Source organism: Paenibacillus sp. SAFN-117 (assembly GCF_051966115.1).
Taxonomy (GTDB): Bacteria; Bacillota; Bacilli; order Paenibacillales; family NBRC-103111; genus Paenibacillus_L; species Paenibacillus_L residui.
On the sequence record NZ_JBQCLK010000027.1, the window covers coordinates 35,118 to 52,764 of the forward strand.

The window sequence follows — 17,647 nt, forward strand, 5'->3', positions numbered from 1 at the left end:
AGGAAGGCGGAATAGCCTTGGAAGCGGCGATTGTCATGCCTGTCTTTCTCGTGTTCGCATTAGCGTTAAATATGTTTGTTCAGCTTTCCATTCTCGAGCTATCGTTGAAAACTGCAGTTACCGAATCTACTAAACAAATGGCTGCCTACATGTATCCGGTAGAACTGCTGTATGTGGAGGCCAGGGATAAGGCTGCGGGAACCAAGGCCGCTGCTGTGTGGCGTGATTTGGTGGAGAAGATCGGTCAGGCAAGGGATAAGCTCGTTCAGGCGGAGGAGTGGGTGGAAGACTACGCCGCTTTCTTGCCTGAATCCATCGTAAAGTGGATGCAGTGGGAACAGACGATGAGAGAGAAGGGGGAAGAGATGGGCAGGGAAGCCTATCATCAATATTACAACAATACTATAGCCCCCCTTATCTACGAAGCTTTTAAGCCGATTGTTCTGCACCATGTTAATCAGTCCGTTATTAAACCGGACCGCTTCCGCATTACGGATATGAAGTTTCCGACTCTAGGAGATCCGTCAAAGGCTTATTTGGGGATTGAAGCGGAAGTTGCCTTCAAGCTGCCCATTCCCTTCGTTAATAAAACGGTGTATTTACGCAAAAGAGCTTACGAGAGAATATGGACCGGGGCCTGAGGACAGGGCCCCGGCAATCGTGGAAAGGGGGAAGTCAATGGTACCATGGTCAGTTGCTTCCATACTTATGGCCGCTTCCTTCTATACAGATGCGACGCGGCATAAAATATCGAATTCCATCGTGCTGATAGGTTTGACCGCGGGATTCGGTTACTTTAGCTGGTCGGACGGCTGGTCCGGCTTTCTCTACTCTTTATCTGGAATGGGTGCCGGTTTTGCTTTAATGTTTTTGCTTTACCTGCTCAAGGCAATCGGGGCGGGGGATGTCAAGCTTTTTGCGGCTATAGGTGCACTAACGGGTGCGGAGTTTGTCTGTTATTTCCTCTTTTATTCCCTATTCTACGCCGGAATTATCGGTGTGGTCATCCTGCTGGTCCGCAAGCAGTGGGCGGCCAAGGCAGCCGGTCTCGGTTTTCGGATCATGGATTTTATTATCCTGAAAAACCGGAAAGCAGTTAGGTTTACAGGCAAAGACGTTATTCGATATCCTTTTCTCTATGCCGCATTTCCAGGTTATTTAACAGCACTGTATGAGGTATTTAACCTATAGGATAGAAAGGAAGTGAATCATGACTACCTTGCTGTATGGTTTAAAATGTGAAATGGACAGACAGCATGGCTGTTATCTGGTTTTATCCGGGGAACCGCCGTTGACACCTGATGATGTTGTCCTGTTAGAGCACAAAATGCTGGAAACCTATACCGTTCCCCGGCAGCTTCCAATAGAATTTGAAGAACAGAATCGAAAGATCCGGTTAAGATATGAAACCACCTCATTCATTCCGCTTTCGGAGGCAGTTAAGCAATCCAGACTTTCTGAACAGCAGTTCTATACGTTTCTGTATACGTTGGTTGCGGCTTTGGACGATTGCAAAATCTATATGCTTAGCGAAGACCGCTACGTACTTAAGGAAGAGTTTATCTATATCGGGCAGCGGCATGATGACATTCATTTGCTTTATCTGCCGCTTAAGCAATTATCCGGTAAAGGGAGTGCGCAAGAGGACTTGGTCCGCTTGGCAGATTATTTAGCGAAGCATACATACGTGGAGCAGAGCGAAAATTGGCGCAAGCTGCAAATGCTGCTTAGCGGCGGGCGATTCAGCTTGATGGAGTTGAAGTCCGTTCTGCTCGAAGCCATGGAACGACAGCTGCTACAGGAATCAAAGCCGAATGAAATCGAGCTCCCGGCTCCACAAATAACGGAAAACAGGAAAATTGATAGCCCTGTTGTGCCCGAAGACGATCTGAACTTCGGAACGGAGCGCGCTTTATCCACGTCGTCCGGCAAGCTGATTGTCCTGCTTGGTACGGTCTTTCTGATAGCGGTCTGGGCCTTCTATTGGACGGAACCGTCCGAAGGATTGCTGTATATCGGACTGGGGACCAGCCTGCTGCTGGTGGACGGAATTTATATTTTACATAAAATGGGCAGGCTATCCTTAACTTTCCGATCGAATAAACATCAGGAAGGCAAGGATGCAACAGTGGGCTCGGAGAGTGCAGCCGATATCATGGAGTCTTTCCGTTCAACCGCGTTAGAGCCGGCTGTACCTGGGTTCTCGCGGACCTTATCCAAAGAGAGCCATTGGGAGCTTCGGGCTTCTTCGGGGATGGGAGCGGAACGGGAGGAGCTTACGTTTTCGAGCGTAAGTCCGGGAGGAAATACGGCCGATGACTCGAATCATTCTTCGACTTTGACTGAACAAACTACATTGCTTGTACCGCAGGATGCAACGGTACTGCTTACGCCGGAAGGCATTGAAGCGATTTCGGGCCCGGCCAGACCTTATCTTGAGGTGAAAAGAGAGGACGAGACCGAGAAGGTGCCGATTTCAGACGATGTCTTCCGAATAGGGAGAAGCCAGGAAGCGGTCCATTACGTGGAGGATACGATCGGGGTCTCCAGAATTCATCTGGAAATCAGCCGCAGCGAGGAGCAGGAGGGCTATTTTGTTCAGGATTTGGGCTCGAAGAACGGCAGCTACTTAAATGAAGAACGGCTTATTCCATATCGGAAATACGCAGTGCAGGCAGAGGACCGAATCAAGATCGCCACCGTGGAGATGATCTTTAAAAATCCGTCATAAAACTGGGGCCATATCAATACCCCACGTGACGTAACCTTCGAAGCTTATTCCGTCCGCACTCCAACAAAGTCGGCGTCTAAACCTTCCTCTAAACGCGGTCGCTCTTCATGACTTTACTTCGATAAAGGTTTATACAGTACTTTGAAGGGAGTCCAGGAACTGAAGACGCCCGGCATTAGTAGAAGCTTTTTGTGACAGTAGGAATTACTGTAAAATGTAAAAATTTCTATTGTAAAAAATCTGCCGTCTTTCCTGTCCGATTCAGTTGGTGTTATAATAAACCGACGGGTTAGACCGATGATTAGGAATAGACAGGAGATTTGGAATAGAGTATGAGCCTTTTGACAGTTGAAGATTTAAGTCATAGTTTTGGCGACCGGATGTTGTTCAAGAACGTTTCGTTCCGGCTGCTGGCGGGTGAGCACGTCGGATTGGTCGGTGCCAACGGGGTCGGGAAGTCGACGTTAATGAATATATTAACGGGGCAGCTTCTGAAGGATACGGGCAAGGTGGAGTGGACTCCGAATGTCCGTTACGGTTATTTGGATCAGCATACCAATCTGCAGCCAGGCAAGACGGTCCGCGATGTATTGAAAGAAGCTTTCCTTCCCCTATACGAGCAGGAGAAAGAGATGATGGCCATTACCGAGAAGATGGCCGATGCTTCACCTGAAGAGCTGGAAACCCTGCTTGAGCAGATGGGGGAAATTCAGGAAAGACTGGATCATAGCGGATTTTATATGCTTGATGTGAAAATCGAGGAGACCGCAAACGGCCTTGGCCTGGACGCGATCGGACTCGACCGGGATGTCGCCAGCCTGAGCGGAGGTCAAAGAACGAAGGTGCTTCTGGCCAAGCTGCTTCTGGAGCAGCCGACGGTGCTGCTGCTGGACGAGCCGACCAACTATTTGGATGTCGGTCATATTGAGTGGTTAACGTCCTATTTACAGGAATACCCGTATGCGTTTATCCTCATTTCCCATGATACGGAATTTATGAATAAGGTCGTTAATGTGATTTACCATCTGGAGTTCGCGAAATTAACCCGGTATTCGGCCAACTATGAGAAATTTCTGACGATGGCGGATATCAATAAGAGCCAGCATATCGAAGCCTACGAAAAGCAGCAGGAGTTTATTAAAAAGCAGGAGGATTTCATCCAAAGGAATAAGGCTAGATACTCCACCTCAGGCAGGGCGAAGAGCCGGCAGAAGCAGCTTGACCGATTGGAGAAGATTGACCGTCCCGAGGAGGCGGCGAAGCCGGTTTTCACGATCAAGGAATCGAGGGCCAGTGGAAGAATCGTCTTCGAAGCGGAGGATCTGGAAATTGGCTATACCCGTCCTTTGCTGCCGAAGCTGAATGTGACCATCGAGCGCGGAGACAAGATCGCGATTGTCGGCAGCAACGGGGTAGGAAAGTCGACGCTTCTCAAGACCATTCTTGGCAAGATCGAGCCGTTATCCGGCAGGACCTTCACCGGAGACTATCTGTATCCGGCTTATTTCGAGCAGGAAGTGAAGCCGGGCAATCTAACACCGATCGACGATGTGTGGAACGAATTCTCGCATATGAACCAGCACGAGGTTCGGGCAGCCCTTGCACGGTGCGGTCTGAAGAACGAGCATATTACCCGGCCATTAAATATGCTTAGCGGAGGAGAGCAGGCTAAGGTCCGCTTGTGCAAATTGTTCATGCGGGAGAGCAACTGGATCCTCTTCGATGAGCCGACCAACCACCTTGATGTAGTGGCCAAGGCGGAGCTGCAAAGAGCCCTCAAGGAATACAAAGGCACGGTTCTGTTAGTCTGTCATGAGCCGGACTTCTATGAGAATTGGATTACGAAGGTCTGGAATGTGGAGGAATGGTCTCATCGTCAGGTCATTTCCTGATAACCTTCCGCCATATTTTCCGGCTTCGCGGCTGGGGCTGATCGCCAAGAGTTTAAGCTTCGTCGTGCAGCTTCGGTTTACGGGTTGAAGCAGCACGATGAAATTAACTATATTTTGAGAAGGAGCCATCGGTTATGATTACCCACATTGTATTTTTTAAATTGAAGGAAAGATCGGAAGCGGTAGTATCCGAAACAGTTAACGTCTTAAGAAATATGGAAGGAAAAATCCCGCAGCTGCGCTACATTGAAGTTGGTGTGGACGTTCTCCATACCGAGAGATCGTATGATATCGCCTTGATTACTAAGTTCGACACTCTTGACGATCTGCAGGCGTACCAGGTACATCCTGTCCACCAGGAAGTCATCCGGCATATGAACAACGTGAGGGAATCCTCCGTTGCAGTAGATTACGAGAGCTGATTGTTTGCCTAAGATTAGTATGAGGGAGCCGTTTTATAAGCGGCTCCTTTTTCTAGTTAGACGGCCATTCCGCTTGCACGGCACCATCAGAAAATGAAAATAGACGATTTTCAAGGTAGAGCACGCTTTGCCGGGGAGGGGGATGATTACTACGGATGAGCCCGAATTAATGTTTCTGGTGATTTTGCATACTCTATTTAGCTGAAAAAATATATAGTGATTTGGGCATTGAAGAAACAAAAAAACACTTCCGGTTTTCATTCAATATCCTCCCGGTCGATGCTTTGGACTGTTATCCCCTTTACTCAGAAAGGCGCAATTGCCGAGATTCTCATCGGTCAACCGAGATAATAAGCTTCGACCCTATTTGCCTAATTTTAAAAATCATTTACGCCGGAATCTTGTCCCAGAAAGACACTGAGCCTAAGGGATAACAGTCAGAAGAAAGAGATTGTAGGTCCGAGCTGAAAAGTACTGATTCAATGGGATAATAGTCAGAAGGTCAGTGAGAGCATCCGGTCCGGCACAAAAGAAACTGAGACAAAGGGATAACAGCCAAAAGAACGGAGAAGGGCAACTATTCGCACAAAAGGTACTGATCAATGGGATAACAGTCAGAAGGTCAGTGAGAGCATCCGGTCCGGCACAAAAGAAACTGAGGCAAAGGGATAACAGCCAAAAGAACGGAGAAGGGCAACTATTCGCACAAAAGGTACTGATTCAATGGGATAACAGTCAGAAGATCAATAAGAGCATCCGGTCCGGCTTGAAAGAAACTGAGTCAAAGGGATAGCTGTCAGAAGGGCGGGAAGGAGAACTATTCGCACAAAGGTACTGATTCAATGGGATAACAGTCAGAAGGTCAGTAAGAGCATCCGGTCCGGCACAAAAGAAACTGAGTCGAAGGGATAGCTGTCAGAAGGGCGGGGAGAAAAGAGAGTTGAGGCCCCGTCGGATATTGCAATAATTTTCAATAACCGATAAGCGAGGCCCAATCATGTGATTCCTGGGGTCCTATTACCACAGCTCGGGTTTGGCGACCATGAACCACATCATAAGCAGCATGAGAATGAGATATAGGATCAGGTTCAACCGCAGCTTCGCGGTCAGCGCTTCCTTATCCGCTTCGGGCTCCATAATTTTGCGCAGGGCGGGAGAGAAGGCACGGGCGATAAAAAACAACGAGCCGAACATGACAACCAGCGTCATCACTACCCAAGAGGTCAGCCATGTCCAGTGAGTGATCCAAATAAGAAGAGCCCCTGATATGACAAGCACATGTCCGGCATGCTTGCACAGACGCACGGCATATTTAAACATGGGCACATAGTGAGAAAGGCTCTCTTGCGTAGCCCGGCGCATTTTGGGCAGCAGCGGGAAGAGAATCAGGAAAGGGCCGATGGAAGCAACACCACTTAATATATGTACATACAACAACAATGAATACATTCGGTTTATCCTCCGGAACGTTTGAAAAATACAGTAAAACAGTGTAGTATCCTAAATGGAACTACACTGCAAAGTTGAAAAAGCAGGTTCGCGGGCTGACGGCCATAAGTTGTCAGAAGCTTAAGCGATGGGGCGGAATTCATGCACCCATACTTTCATATTCGCTGACCAGGGCATTCCTGGATGCATGGACAAAATATATTGCTTGTATGCTTCCAGACTCTCGAAGCCTTCCGCTTGAGCTTGGGCATCGGTCAGTTCGCCCAGAGATTGCCTGTAGACATTATAGACTTCGAAGGAACGGCCGTTCAGCTCCATAATCTCTCCCGGATCGGCGTAGCGTCCGTTTCGCCTTTGTGCGGATTTTGTGCCGTTCAGCACTTTTTGAATATCTTCCTCAACAGTGATCAAACGGTCTATTGAACAAGTTTTAGGGGGAAGTGTTTCCGACATAGCTTAGTCCTCCTTCCGTTATCGGCCTTAAGGCCATAAATCAATGCTGGCTGTTCAATCATTTTACCACAATAACTGTAACCACTTCGCGCTGTTTTTACCCGTTATATTAACATTTCGCGAACAATGTATTCCATATTCCAGGAGGGATTTCAATGATGGATCAAATCAACCGTGACTATGTGCTGGATTTTCTGCGGCGTCTGCTGTCTATTCCAAGTCCGAGCGGTTACTGCAAGGAAGCCATGGAACTGATCGCTCAAGAAGCTTTGAAGCTAGGCGGCCAGTTCGAGCCGCTGCCCAAGGGCGGGGGAGTCATCACGGTCCGAGGCCGCAGCGGGCCGCCGATCGGGCTGACGGCTCACGTGGATACCTTGGGGGCGATGGTCCGATCCGTCAAAGATTCCGGGCGTCTCCGCTTATCCCCCGTAGGCGGTTTTGCAATGAGCTCCATTGAAGGAGAGTACTGTACGGTACATACTCGTGACGGGAGACAGTACTCGGGCACCATTCTAACGACCAGTCCTTCCGTTCACGTTTATCCGGATGCCCGGGATTTGAAGCGCGAAGAGGCAAATATGGAGATCCGGCTAGATGAGGAAGTCGCCAACAGGGCAGATGTGGAAGCGCTGGGCATTCGGGCGGGAGACTATGTTTCCTTTGATCCCCGAACCCGTTTTCTGCCTAACGGATGGATCAAGTCCAGGCACTTGGATGATAAAGCGGGAGTAGCCTGCCTGTTCGGATTGTTGGAATGGATTGTTGCGAGAAACATAGAGCTGCCAAAAACAGTTAAAATCTTCATTTCCGTCTATGAAGAGGTCGGCCACGGCTCTTCCTATATCCCGGAAGATATTCGGGAACTGATCGCTGTCGATATGGGGGCCATCGGGGACGATTTGACCTGTACGGAGAAGGACGTGTCCATCTGCGCCAAGGATTCGACCGGTCCCTATGACTATGAAATGACCTCGAAGCTGATTCGTTTGGCCGAACGTGACAAACTGGATTTTGCCGTCGATCTGTATCCCTTCTACGGCTCCGATGCATCTGCTGCGCTGCGCGGCGGCAGCAACATCCGGGCTGCTCTGGTCGGCCCCGGAGTTCAGGCTTCCCATGCGGTAGAAAGAACTCATGAGAAGGCGTTATGGAATACGACAGCTTTATTGGCTGCTTATATAACGGACGAAGCCGGGAGTTGACCGATAATGAACATTTTAACAGCAGAGCATTTATCCAAAAGCTATGGCGATAAAATACTGTTTAACGATATAACCTTCTCGATTGCCGAGAAGCAGCGGATAGGCCTAATAGGGGTGAACGGTACCGGCAAATCGACCTTGCTGAAAATCGTGGCGGGCTTGGAGACCGCGGATCAAGGCGAGGTCATTCATTCGCGGCAATTCCGTGTCGAATATTTGCCGCAAAATCCGGATTTCGAAGAAGGGACGACTGTTCTCGAATACTTGTATAAAGGCGACAGCCCCATCATGCAGGCCGTCCGGGAATACGAGTCGGCCTTACTCGATCTGGAGCGCAGCCCCGAGGATGAGGCCGCTCAACGCCGGCTGTTTCAGGCGCAGGGCAAGATGGATGCAGCGGATGCATGGGAAGCGGGAACACAGGCCAAAACCATTTTGACCCGATTGGGAATTTTCGAATTCGATAAACCGGCCGCTCTATTGTCGGGAGGCCAGCGCAAAAGGGTGGCTTTGGCTGCCGCATTGATCCAACCCGCCGATCTGCTTATTCTGGACGAGCCGACGAACCATATTGATAACGATACGGTGGAATGGCTGGAAGAGCATTTGTCCAAATACAGAGGGGCCCTGCTGCTTGTCACCCATGACCGCTATTTTCTTGACCGTGTTACCGACAGAATTTTCGAAATCAGCAGAGGCCAACTGTACAGCTACGAAGGAAATTACGGCGTCTTTCTGGAGAAGAAGGCGGAGCGGGAGGAGCAGGAGGCTTCAAGTGAGGCCAAGAGACAGAATATGCTTCGCCGGGAATTAGCCTGGCTCAGAAGAGGGGCCAGAGCGAGAACGACGAAACAGAAGGCCCGTGTTCAGCGGGTGGAGGAGCTTAAGGAGAGGGGGCCCGGAGCACAAGCGGAGTCACTGGATCTATCGGTTTCCGCCTCCAGATTGGGCAAGAAAATCATTGAGATCGAGCACCTGTCGAAAGCTTTCGGCGGGCGAACCTTGATTTCAGATTTCAGCTACATCATGCTGCCTAAGGATCGCATCGGAATCATTGGCCGGAATGGCAGCGGCAAAACGACCTTGCTCCAACTGTTGGCCGGCCGTATGCAGCCGGATGAAGGACGGATCGAAATCGGACAAACCGTCAAGCTGGCGTACTATACCCAGGAAAGCCAGGACATGGACGAGCAGATGCGCGTGATCGATTACATTAAAGAAGGGGCGGAGATGATTCGCACCCAAGACGGCCAGACGATTTCCGCAGCACAGATGCTGGAACGCTTCCTCTTCCCGCCGGCCGCCCAATGGAACCGCATTGGCAAGCTGTCGGGAGGCGAACGCAGACGGCTGTATTTGCTGCGGACCTTGATGGGGGAGCCGAATGTTCTGCTGCTGGATGAGCCGACCAATGATCTGGACGTCGAGACATTGACCGTTCTGGAAGATTATTTGGACAGCTTCCCCGGAGTGGTCGTAACGGTCTCTCATGACCGCTATTTCCTTGACCGGACAGCAGATCGGTTGTTTGCTTTCGAAGGGGGAGGCCGTATCCGAAACTTCGAAGGCAGTTATTCCGATTATTTATCCTTGAAGCGGGAAGAAGCCAGAGAAGAGGAAGCGGAGAAGAAAAGGCTGCCGGAAGAATCGCTCCGTTCCGGCGACAACCGCAGGTCGGCCGATTCTTCCTCCAACCGCCCACGAAAGCTCTCTTATAAGGAGCAGAAGGAATGGGAGGAAATTGAAGAGGTTATTGCTGAACTGGAGGAGCGGGTTCAGCAGCTTCAGGAGAAAATCTCCGGGGCCGGAAGTGATTTTACTCAGGTCCAGTCGCTTTATGAAGAGGAGCGAATCGCATCGGAGGAGCTGGAGAGGGCGATGAACCGCTGGGCGGAGCTTTCCGAGCTGGTGGAGCAGATCGAGCAGGAAAAAAGAAAGTGAGCTTAAACCGTCCTCTTATGTTATGATAGAAGTTGCGGCCTTCGCCCTATATTTTCGGCTTGGGACAGGAAGGCTGTTGCGGAATAAGAATGATCCTTGCGAAGGGGGTTCCTATAAATGATCAGCACAAGTAATTTAGGGCTGCGCTTCGGCAGCCGGGCACTTTTTGAAGACGTTAATATTAAATTTACTCCAGGAAACTGCTACGGGTTGATCGGCGCTAACGGCGCGGGCAAATCGACCTTTCTTAAAATATTGTCCGGAGAGATCGAGCCGACGAACGGAGAAGTTCATATAACGCCGGGCGAACGACTCGCTGTTTTGAAGCAGAACCATTTCGAATATGATGAATTTGAAGTGTTAAAGACGGTCATCATGGGGCATACCCGGCTGTACGAAATTATGGAAGAGAAGGATGCTCTGTATGCCAAGCCAGATTTCTCCGACGAGGACGGGATGAGGGCGGCCGAGCTTGAAGGCGAATTTCAGGAATTGAACGGCTGGGAAGCCGAATCGGATGCCGCTGAATTGCTTATGGGTCTCGGGATACCCAAGGAGCTGCACGATCAGAAGATGAAGGAGCTAAGCGGGAACGAGAAGGTTCGCGTACTCCTGGCTCAGGCTTTGTTCGGACGGCCGAATATTTTGCTGCTGGATGAGCCGACCAACCATCTGGATCTCGAGTCGATCCGCTGGCTGCAGAATTTCCTGGACGGCTATGAAGGCACCGTTATTGTCGTATCCCATGACAGGCATTTTCTGAATGAGGTTTGTACGCATATCGCCGATATTGATTTCGGTAAAATTCAGATGTATGTCGGAAACTATGACTTCTGGTATGAATCCAGTCAGCTCGCTCTGAAGCTGGCCAAGGAAGCGAATAAGAAGGTGGAGGAAAAGCGGAAGGAGCTGGAAGCTTTTATCCAGCGCTTTAGCGCCAACGCTTCGAAATCGAAGCAAGCGACCTCCCGGAAGAAGCTGCTGGAGAAGCTGACGCTGGATGACATCAAGCCGTCTTCCCGTAAATACCCGTACATCCATTTCAAGCCGGAGCGGGAAGCAGGCAAGCAGTTGTTGACCGTGGACAGCATTTCGAAGCAGGTCGATGGCGAGAAGCTGTTGAACAAAGTTAGCTTTGTCGTAAATAAAGGGGACAAAATCGCTTTAGTCGGACCCTACGGCAATGCCAAGACGGCGCTGTTCCAAATTTTGATGGGAGAAATGGAAGCGGATGAAGGAAGCTATACTTGGGGGGTCACCACTACCCAGGCGTATTTTCCGAAGGATAACGCCCGCTATTTCGAGAACGACCTGACTTTGGTCGATTGGCTTAGACAGTTTTCCAAGGAGCAGGACGAGTCTTTCATCCGCGGATTCCTTGGAAGGATGCTTTTCTCCGGGGAAGAGGCGTTGAAGAAATCGAGCGTACTGTCCGGAGGAGAGAAGGTGCGCTGCATGTTCTCCAAGATGATGCTGTCGGGGGCCAACGTTCTTCTGATGGATGAGCCGACCAACCACTTGGATTTGGAGTCGATCACCGCGTTAAACAACGGCCTGATTGATTTTGACGGGACGCTTATTTTCGTATCCCACGACCATCAATTCATTCAGACGATCGCGAACCGCATTATCGAAATAACGCCTAATGGCCTGATCGATAAGCAGATGACTTATGATGAGTACCTAGATCATCCCGATGTGAAAAAACAGAGGGAGCAGCTTCTGGGCGTATAATAGGCACGACCGGGTGGTCCCGGTAGGAAGGGCTAAACGGGGAAGCAAAAAGGACCTCAAATCCCACTGTGAGTGGGAACGGGGTCCTTTTTTAGCAGCCAACTTTAACTCTAGGTTGGGCTTGAAAAATCATAAATCGACTTATGAGACAGCCTCGGTTGTCCACCGGATGGTGTAAAAGACAATCAAAACTGCAGGTCTTTTCTGGAAAAAGCCGCGTAGTGCCCTATTCTAAAGCGATAATGCAGGTCTTTGGAGCGATTTTTGCGAAATGGCCGCATTTTGCCGAAAAGACCGGCACATTTGAGCGTCTTTCACCCTCTTTTTGGAAAAAGGCGCGATTTTAATGTATTTTTGCTCGTCTTTGCGATGTATTTACCGACCCGGATGCGACGTGTGGCTTTCCCCTGCATACGTCACAGTAGGTGGATTTTACAGGGCTCATACTCATCCTGCACAAAAAAATGACGTGAAAAGTACTGATCGGCACTCTTCACGTCACGCCCCCCGGTTTGATTATCTAACTTTCGGGGAACATTAACTGCCTCCGGTCCGCCGCCGCTGATTGTTGACTTTCTTGGTCATTTGGCTCTTCAGGACCTGATTTTCTTGCGGGCCGAAGTTTTTGTTGCTCTGGCTCTGGGCCTGCTTCTTCTGAGCGAGCTTATTGCGTACGGCATCCGCCAAGCTGATTTTTTTCGGTTGCTGCGGATTTTCGGATTGGGTGGAGTCCGTCATTGTCGTATCCCTTCCTTGTCTTCTACGTTTTTGTCACCATTTTAATGGTTTTGGTGGCGATCATCAACTATTCTTAACGGATTTTCTTATGTATTTTTATGTTTTGCCCGGATTAGATTCGACGGTTTGTTGCTGGTATAATAGGGAAAACAGTAATTCTGCAAGTATGGATGATATTACATAAACCTTCAGGAGGGATTCTATATGAAAGAGAGTATTTATGATCTGACTGTGAATAGAGCGGACGGACAGCCTGTAAAGATGGCGGAGTATAAAGGAAAGGTGCTGCTTCTTGTCAATGTGGCGTCTCAATGCGGTTTTACACCGCAGTATGAAGGGCTTGAGAAGCTGCATCGGGAATACAAGGACCGCGGTTTAACCGTGCTGGCCTTCCCTTCCAACGATTTTGGCGGACAGGAGCCCGGAACGATGGAGGAAATCATGACCTTCTGCCGGACGAGATACGATGTAACCTTCGAAGTAATGGAGAAGGTACATGCGATAGGAGAGCAGAAGCATCCGCTCTATCAATGGCTTACGGACGCTTCAGAGTCCGGCGAAGAAGTGAAGTGGAATTTCGAGAAATTCCTTATTTCGCGCGATGGCCAACTGCTGGCTCGCTACGACAGCCGGACGGGCCCGGAGGACCCCGTTCTGTTGTCCGATGTCGAGAAGGCGCTGTAATCGTTCGCGCTGCAATGGGACGGCGGTAGTGCTCGCAGTTTCCCGTAGTGTAACGGATATAATCGAATAGACTATGCAATTCAATCACGGGATTAAAGGCAGGTAGAAAAATTGTTTGACCCGACCATTTATGACAATATTAAAGTCGTCCTTGAAGGGGCCGTCTATGATTGGGATTTGGCCGGAAGGATTGCAATTATAGACCGAAGCGACCGCGTAGATTTGGCCGTGCTGGCCCGTTCCTACTCTGTTCGTTTCACTGAACGGGACCGGGATGGAGTTGTCAGCGCAGAAATGGAGCTGCATGCCGGCACGGCCGATCTGGCTTCCGAGATAATGGAAATAGAAACGATGAAACCCGGCTGCAATCTGACGGTCCGGTTCTTCTCCAGAGTGAAGGACGAAGAAGCCTGCCGCGCCATAAGGTCTATTCTGGAAGAGCTGTGGGGCACCGAATACCGTATAACTCAAACCCTTTCCTACGTATACGGTGAGCCCTCCCGGGATTACCGGAATGAGACGGCCATTGATTTCGGAAGGAAGTTCGGGGAAGAAGTGATAGAAGATATTCCGCGTCTGATCGAGAATATTATGCAATCGCTCAGCCAATTAAATGACCTTTGCGGCAGATGAACGGGGGAGACTGGGTTGGCTTTCCGTCCGGGTTAATGTGCTGACAAACATCTGCAAAAGTACAGGTCTTTGGAAAGGACATTGGTTAAAATTGGCTACAGACATGCAATTGTGCAGGTGAATTCTCCATTTATCTGATTTGGCAATTTTTACGGCGATAGACCTGCAGTTTTGCTCGTCTTTTACACAATTTGCCCGGTTTTTGCCAATTGACATGCACTATCTATTGCTTGTATTGGCCGCCATCTTCATATTACTGGCGGAGCAATTGGAGTCCGATTACGGCGCGGATGTTAATAAGCCCCAACACATTTTTAGACAACCGCTGCATAATGAGGGGGACCGGATGTGTATCACAGAGATTATTTGATGCGGCTTATCGGTCAGATGACCCAGATGCTTGGCCGGATGGCCGGGCTGCGAAAGGAGCAGAAGCACGAGCAGGCGGAAGCGATCATGGAGGAGTGGCTGGGACGCTCCCTCGGCATGAGCTTGAAGCTGATCCGGGCATTGTCGTACCAGGATTTGATCCGGCTGTTGACCAGCGGCAACGGGACCGACACCGACAAGCTGTTGATTGTAGCCCGGGTCTTGCGAGAGGACGGTGAGCTGACCGAGAGCAGATACGGGCGGGATGCCGCATATCCGCTGTATGTCAAATCGCTCATGCTGCTGCTGGCGGCTCGCAGATTGGGAATTACCCATTGCGATTATATGGACTTGGCTGAGGAAACCGACGGACTGCTGGGGCGCCTGGACTCCTACTCCTTGGAAGAAGATTGCTTGCAGGCAATATGTCTGTATTACGAGCAAACGGGACGTTATTCGAGGGCGGAGGACCGGTTGTTTGAATGGTTGGAGAATGCTGCCATGGATCAAGCTAAAGCCATCCGATTCGGAAAAGCAATGTATGAGCGTCTCCTGGAGCTTCCGGACGATGCGCTTCAACAAGGCGATCTGCCAAGGGAAGAAGTACTGGAAGCTGTGAGGGAGCTTCAAGCGATCGAAGAGCAGCGGCAGGGTGAGAACGTGGTATCCGTTGCCCTCGCATCTTGTTCTCAATCCGATAGACACAGCGGAGCGAATGGTCATGACTGAGATTACAGAAGAGGAATGGTTTCAGAAGGTAAACGCATCGGAGGATGCATTCGCCGTCTTCCTGTATACCCCGTTCTGCGGGACCTGCAAGCTGGCCGGACGAATGCTTGAGATCGCGTCCGAAGCGCTGCCCGGTCTGCCCGTCTACCGGTGCAACCTGAACTTCGCCCCGATGGCGGTCAGCAGATGGCGGATTGCAACGGTTCCGTGCGTTCTGCTTTTTGACAAATGGCAATGTACCCGGCGGCTGAACCGGATCGAATCGGCAGATACGTTGTACCGGTTTCTCATGCAAGCCAAGGAATAAGAAGCAATTGACGAAAGTAGAAAGGAGATGGTTTTATGGCAGAGGTTTATCCGATTGGAGAAATTGTGCAGGCGGAATATAAAACGGGCCGGTATATCGGCAAGATTATCGACTGGAATCCGCAGGGGACCAAAGCGGCTGTTCAAGTTCTGGCCGTGCTTAAGCATCCTATGCAGGGCAACTTGCATCATCCGATGAGTCCCGATGTTTCGTATTTTCATCAAAGAAGGGCTCTGGCCGACCAGGAAATCGCATTGATGCCGATAGATACTATCCAGCCCTATTCCGGCACAGTCCCTGATTACGAATCTTCTTTGAAAGATGCGCTAAGAGCGGATATGGCCGCTTTGGATAAAACGATCCGTTTCTCGCAGAAATGCTTGGCGGAGCTGGAAGCACTGCAAAAAGAATATTTTCCGGATGAATCATAAACGAAAATCCCGGTCAGTCCGTTCTGACTCGGGATTTTTTTCCTTCTAATGGCCAAATTCATGCATGAATTGCTGAGTCCAATAAGTGCTGCTCGAGCCTTCGTGGCTGCCAATGCCAACATAATCGAAATCTTCCGAAACGATATTGATCAGATGACCGGGACTCTGCTCCCAACCCCAAATGACCTCTTCCGTTGACGGGTAGCCCATAGCTATATTTTCGCCGGCACTCTGAAACTTCAAGCCGAACGACCTCATCATATCAAAGGGACTCCCATAGGAAGGAGAAGTATGATCGAAATATCCGTTGTCGCTCATATCCTTGGATTTCTCCCTTGCGACCTTGCTTAATTCCACGTGAAGCCCAAGGGGGAACGATGCTCCATGCTTGGTTCTGACGCCGTTCGTCAGGAAGAAGGCATCCAGCTCGGCTTCCTTCATCTGTTTAATATCTCCCTTCGCCGGATAGCTGGGGAAGGAGAAAGCTGTGGCTTCCGTTCCATTCGGCGTCAGCTCCGCGGTCAAGGTGGACTCGTCCCAGTTTACGGTATAACCAAGCAGCTCTCCACTTGCCCGGAGAGGAATCATCGTTCGTTCTTCCAGCAGCATGGCCGGCACATCCAATTGAGCCACAAGGGAGAACGCTTCCCCTTGCATCGAGCTTTGAATATATCGGGAATTCAGCATGATCATTACAGAGGTCTCATTCAATGCAACCTCTGCGGACCGGCTCTCATTATTCCATTTCACCTCGGCACCCATAGCTTCCATCACCGGTCGGATTGGCACTAGTACTCTGCCGTCTATCCGGGCCGGCCCCATGTCAGGAAAAGAAACGGGTTGTCCATTAATCTTGATTGTAATTTGCTCTGCCTGGGCTGCTGAGCCTCCGGGATACAGCATGAATGCCGTCAGGCAAAGGGTGAACCAGCAGGTGATCCATTTTCCTATGTTCTTCATTTCTACTCCACCTTCTTATTGCGATCTGGTTGTCCTATAAGATTTCGAAGAAAAAGAGCTTTTTAAGGGAGGTACGTTCACCTATTACTTAAAGCAGTCGCTTTAATCCATTTCTCTTGTTCTGCTTATTTTGGAAATTCACTAAACATATCAGTTTCCGATTTCCGGCCGATAGTTTATCTCATCTGCATTCCGCAAGCAATTCCTTGTAAGCGGCTTCTGCCCAAGGATGGAGAACCTTCAGATTATGCCTTCTGTCCCACAGAAATTCCAAATATACCAATGCAGCATGGGCTATTGAATGATCCAGCTCATCAAGCAGGCTATCCAAATAAGGAGGTATGCCCTGTTGGTCCCATGCAATCTTGTCGGCGACAAAAACGATGCGGTCCATTAGCGAGGAGCCCGGCTTCAAGGTGGTATGGCATTCCACTGCGCTTAAAATCGGCTCGTCCGTTACATGGAACAGTTCTCGTGCCATCACCCGGGACATTTTCTGATGAATAATCATAGGGAAGAGCTCCTCCTCGGGCAGCACCTCGATTCCCAACTGCCGGGAAACTTCTATCCGCTCCTCATTGGGAAATATGGCGCTAATATCATGCAGGTAACCCGCGGCTTCAGCCTGATCGGGGTCGGCACCGAACCGGGCGGCCAGTTCTCTGGCTTTGCGTCCTACGTTTATGGAATGCTCTGCGGTTTTGGGACGCCGGTGCCGGGTGAGAAAGCCGGCGACGTCTTTCTCCAGGCTTCCCGTCATTTCCAGAACAGTGTACGGTTCAAGAACAGGATTCATTGTCATTTTCCTCCTTGCTTTTAATGGATTGGGGGTTTTGGAGACACCGTTGCCTCTATTGAATAATGCACTAATCTGGAAATTCGAGTCCCCTTGTATACAATTTACCACAGGTTTAGCGATCTGTTTGATATTATTTTTTTTGCATTGCCGCCTGCTTGGCAAGCTTGTCCTTT

Annotated in this window: 18 protein-coding genes; 13 read left to right on the forward strand and 5 right to left on the reverse strand. The window is 49.9% G+C overall.

Annotated features, from left to right (window positions below; all coding sequences use genetic code 11):
- Positions 1 to 17: 17 nt before the first annotated feature.
- The 5 genes from ACTHRH_RS17415 (at position 18) to ACTHRH_RS17435 (ending at position 5,045) form a co-directional block, all read left to right on the forward strand.
- A complete protein-coding gene (locus tag ACTHRH_RS17415) occupies positions 18 to 641 on the forward strand; it encodes a hypothetical protein (protein WP_144940396.1) in 624 nt (207 codons plus the stop codon).
- A gap of 37 nt (positions 642 to 678) precedes the next feature.
- The gene (locus ACTHRH_RS17420; RefSeq protein WP_144940398.1) at positions 679 to 1,191 is read left to right on the forward strand and encodes an A24 family peptidase; all 513 of its coding nucleotides are present in this window, start codon (positions 679 to 681) and stop codon (positions 1,189 to 1,191) included.
- A 19-nt stretch (positions 1,192 to 1,210) separates the two neighbouring features.
- Positions 1,211 to 2,731 carry a DUF6382 domain-containing protein gene (locus ACTHRH_RS17425; RefSeq protein WP_440416781.1) on the forward strand — a complete coding sequence of 507 codons (1,521 nt, stop codon included), beginning with the start codon at positions 1,211 to 1,213 and terminating at the stop codon, positions 2,729 to 2,731.
- Positions 2,732 to 3,063: 332 nt separating this feature from the next.
- Positions 3,064 to 4,623: an ABC-F family ATP-binding cassette domain-containing protein gene (locus ACTHRH_RS17430; protein ID WP_440416783.1), complete on the forward strand. Its 1,560-nt coding sequence runs from the start codon at positions 3,064 to 3,066 to the stop codon at positions 4,621 to 4,623.
- A gap of 134 nt (positions 4,624 to 4,757) precedes the next feature.
- Positions 4,758 to 5,045, forward strand: a complete 288-nt coding sequence (locus tag ACTHRH_RS17435; RefSeq protein WP_144940404.1) for a Dabb family protein — start codon at positions 4,758 to 4,760, stop codon at positions 5,043 to 5,045.
- Positions 5,046 to 6,062: 1,017 nt separating this feature from the next.
- Here ACTHRH_RS17435 and ACTHRH_RS17440 read toward each other — a convergent pair.
- Both ACTHRH_RS17440 and ACTHRH_RS17445 read right to left on the reverse strand, forming a co-directional pair.
- A complete protein-coding gene (locus ACTHRH_RS17440) occupies positions 6,063 to 6,494 on the reverse strand; it encodes a hypothetical protein (RefSeq protein ID WP_440416785.1) in 432 nt (143 codons plus the stop codon).
- Positions 6,495 to 6,614: 120 nt separating this feature from the next.
- Positions 6,615 to 6,947: an ASCH domain-containing protein gene (locus tag ACTHRH_RS17445; protein ID WP_144940408.1), complete on the reverse strand. Its 333-nt coding sequence runs from the start codon at positions 6,945 to 6,947 to the stop codon at positions 6,615 to 6,617.
- A 155-nt stretch (positions 6,948 to 7,102) separates the two neighbouring features.
- Here ACTHRH_RS17445 and ACTHRH_RS17450 point away from each other — a divergent pair, with 155 nt between their 5' ends.
- From ACTHRH_RS17450 to ACTHRH_RS17460, 3 genes are all read left to right on the forward strand, one after another.
- Entirely contained in the window at positions 7,103 to 8,149 is a 1,047-nt protein-coding gene (locus ACTHRH_RS17450; RefSeq protein ID WP_440416787.1) for a M42 family metallopeptidase, read from the forward strand.
- Positions 8,150 to 8,155: 6 nt separating this feature from the next.
- Positions 8,156 to 10,090, forward strand: coding sequence for an ABC-F family ATP-binding cassette domain-containing protein (locus tag ACTHRH_RS17455; protein WP_440416789.1), 1,935 nt, complete (start codon positions 8,156 to 8,158; stop codon positions 10,088 to 10,090).
- Positions 10,091 to 10,207: 117 nt separating this feature from the next.
- Entirely contained in the window at positions 10,208 to 11,824 is a 1,617-nt protein-coding gene (locus ACTHRH_RS17460) for an ABC-F family ATP-binding cassette domain-containing protein (protein WP_150960335.1), read from the forward strand.
- 537 nt (positions 11,825 to 12,361) lie between these two features.
- Here the strand turns inward: ACTHRH_RS17460 and ACTHRH_RS17465 are convergent.
- Entirely contained in the window at positions 12,362 to 12,562 is a 201-nt protein-coding gene (locus ACTHRH_RS17465) for a hypothetical protein (RefSeq protein WP_144940417.1), read from the reverse strand.
- A gap of 204 nt (positions 12,563 to 12,766) precedes the next feature.
- Here ACTHRH_RS17465 and ACTHRH_RS17470 point away from each other — a divergent pair, with 204 nt between their 5' ends.
- The 5 genes from ACTHRH_RS17470 to kapB all read left to right on the forward strand — a co-directional run bounded on the left by ACTHRH_RS17470 (position 12,767) and on the right by kapB (position 15,715).
- Positions 12,767 to 13,246: a glutathione peroxidase gene (locus ACTHRH_RS17470; RefSeq protein ID WP_144940419.1), complete on the forward strand. Its 480-nt coding sequence runs from the start codon at positions 12,767 to 12,769 to the stop codon at positions 13,244 to 13,246.
- Positions 13,247 to 13,357: 111 nt separating this feature from the next.
- Positions 13,358 to 13,879 (forward strand): hypothetical protein, encoded by a 522-nt coding sequence (locus tag ACTHRH_RS17475; RefSeq protein WP_150960337.1) that lies wholly within the window; start codon positions 13,358 to 13,360, stop codon positions 13,877 to 13,879.
- Positions 13,880 to 14,227: 348 nt separating this feature from the next.
- Complete coding sequence (locus tag ACTHRH_RS17480) at positions 14,228 to 14,977, forward strand: DUF6483 family protein (RefSeq protein WP_440416792.1); 750 nt, start codon at positions 14,228 to 14,230, stop codon at positions 14,975 to 14,977.
- Positions 14,970 to 15,284: a thioredoxin family protein gene (locus ACTHRH_RS17485; RefSeq protein ID WP_440416794.1), complete on the forward strand. Its 315-nt coding sequence runs from the start codon at positions 14,970 to 14,972 to the stop codon at positions 15,282 to 15,284. The genes ACTHRH_RS17480 and ACTHRH_RS17485 overlap by 8 nt, the downstream gene beginning before the upstream one ends.
- 35 nt (positions 15,285 to 15,319) lie before the next feature.
- Positions 15,320 to 15,715 (forward strand): sporulation phosphorelay system protein KapB, encoded by a 396-nt coding sequence (gene kapB, locus ACTHRH_RS17490; RefSeq protein ID WP_440416796.1) that lies wholly within the window; start codon positions 15,320 to 15,322, stop codon positions 15,713 to 15,715.
- Between the two features lie 45 nt (positions 15,716 to 15,760).
- On the opposite strand, the gene ACTHRH_RS17495 is transcribed toward kapB, so the two are convergent.
- Together ACTHRH_RS17495 and yqeK are read right to left on the reverse strand one after the other, a co-directional pair.
- A complete protein-coding gene (locus ACTHRH_RS17495) occupies positions 15,761 to 16,675 on the reverse strand; it encodes a stalk domain-containing protein (protein ID WP_440416798.1) in 915 nt (304 codons plus the stop codon).
- Between the two features lie 181 nt (positions 16,676 to 16,856).
- On the reverse strand, positions 16,857 to 17,471 hold the full coding sequence (gene yqeK, locus ACTHRH_RS17500; protein ID WP_440416800.1) for a bis(5'-nucleosyl)-tetraphosphatase (symmetrical) YqeK: 615 nt from the start codon (positions 17,469 to 17,471) through the stop codon (positions 16,857 to 16,859).
- Between the last annotated feature and the right edge of the window lie 176 nt (positions 17,472 to 17,647).

Coding starts and splice junctions, on each gene's coding strand:
- ACTHRH_RS17420 (WP_144940398.1), top strand. CDS start 679: ATGGTACCATGGTCAGTTGCTTCCATACTTATGGCCGCTTCCTTCTAT.
- ACTHRH_RS17425 (WP_440416781.1), top strand. CDS start 1,211: ATGACTACCTTGCTGTATGGTTTAAAATGTGAAATGGACAGACAGCAT.
- ACTHRH_RS17430 (WP_440416783.1), top strand. CDS start 3,064: ATGAGCCTTTTGACAGTTGAAGATTTAAGTCATAGTTTTGGCGACCGG.
- ACTHRH_RS17435 (WP_144940404.1), top strand. CDS start 4,758: ATGATTACCCACATTGTATTTTTTAAATTGAAGGAAAGATCGGAAGCG.
- ACTHRH_RS17440 (WP_440416785.1), bottom strand. CDS start 6,494: ATGTATTCATTGTTGTTGTATGTACATATATTAAGTGGTGTTGCTTCC.
- ACTHRH_RS17445 (WP_144940408.1), bottom strand. CDS start 6,947: ATGTCGGAAACACTTCCCCCTAAAACTTGTTCAATAGACCGTTTGATC.
- ACTHRH_RS17450 (WP_440416787.1), top strand. CDS start 7,103: ATGATGGATCAAATCAACCGTGACTATGTGCTGGATTTTCTGCGGCGT.
- ACTHRH_RS17455 (WP_440416789.1), top strand. CDS start 8,156: ATGAACATTTTAACAGCAGAGCATTTATCCAAAAGCTATGGCGATAAA.
- ACTHRH_RS17460 (WP_150960335.1), top strand. CDS start 10,208: ATGATCAGCACAAGTAATTTAGGGCTGCGCTTCGGCAGCCGGGCACTT.
- ACTHRH_RS17465 (WP_144940417.1), bottom strand. CDS start 12,562: ATGACGGACTCCACCCAATCCGAAAATCCGCAGCAACCGAAAAAAATC.
- ACTHRH_RS17470 (WP_144940419.1), top strand. CDS start 12,767: ATGAAAGAGAGTATTTATGATCTGACTGTGAATAGAGCGGACGGACAG.
- ACTHRH_RS17485 (WP_440416794.1), top strand. CDS start 14,970: ATGACTGAGATTACAGAAGAGGAATGGTTTCAGAAGGTAAACGCATCG.
- kapB (WP_440416796.1), top strand. CDS start 15,320: ATGGCAGAGGTTTATCCGATTGGAGAAATTGTGCAGGCGGAATATAAA.
- ACTHRH_RS17495 (WP_440416798.1), bottom strand. CDS start 16,675: ATGAAGAACATAGGAAAATGGATCACCTGCTGGTTCACCCTTTGCCTG.
- yqeK (WP_440416800.1), bottom strand. CDS start 17,471: ATGAATCCTGTTCTTGAACCGTACACTGTTCTGGAAATGACGGGAAGC.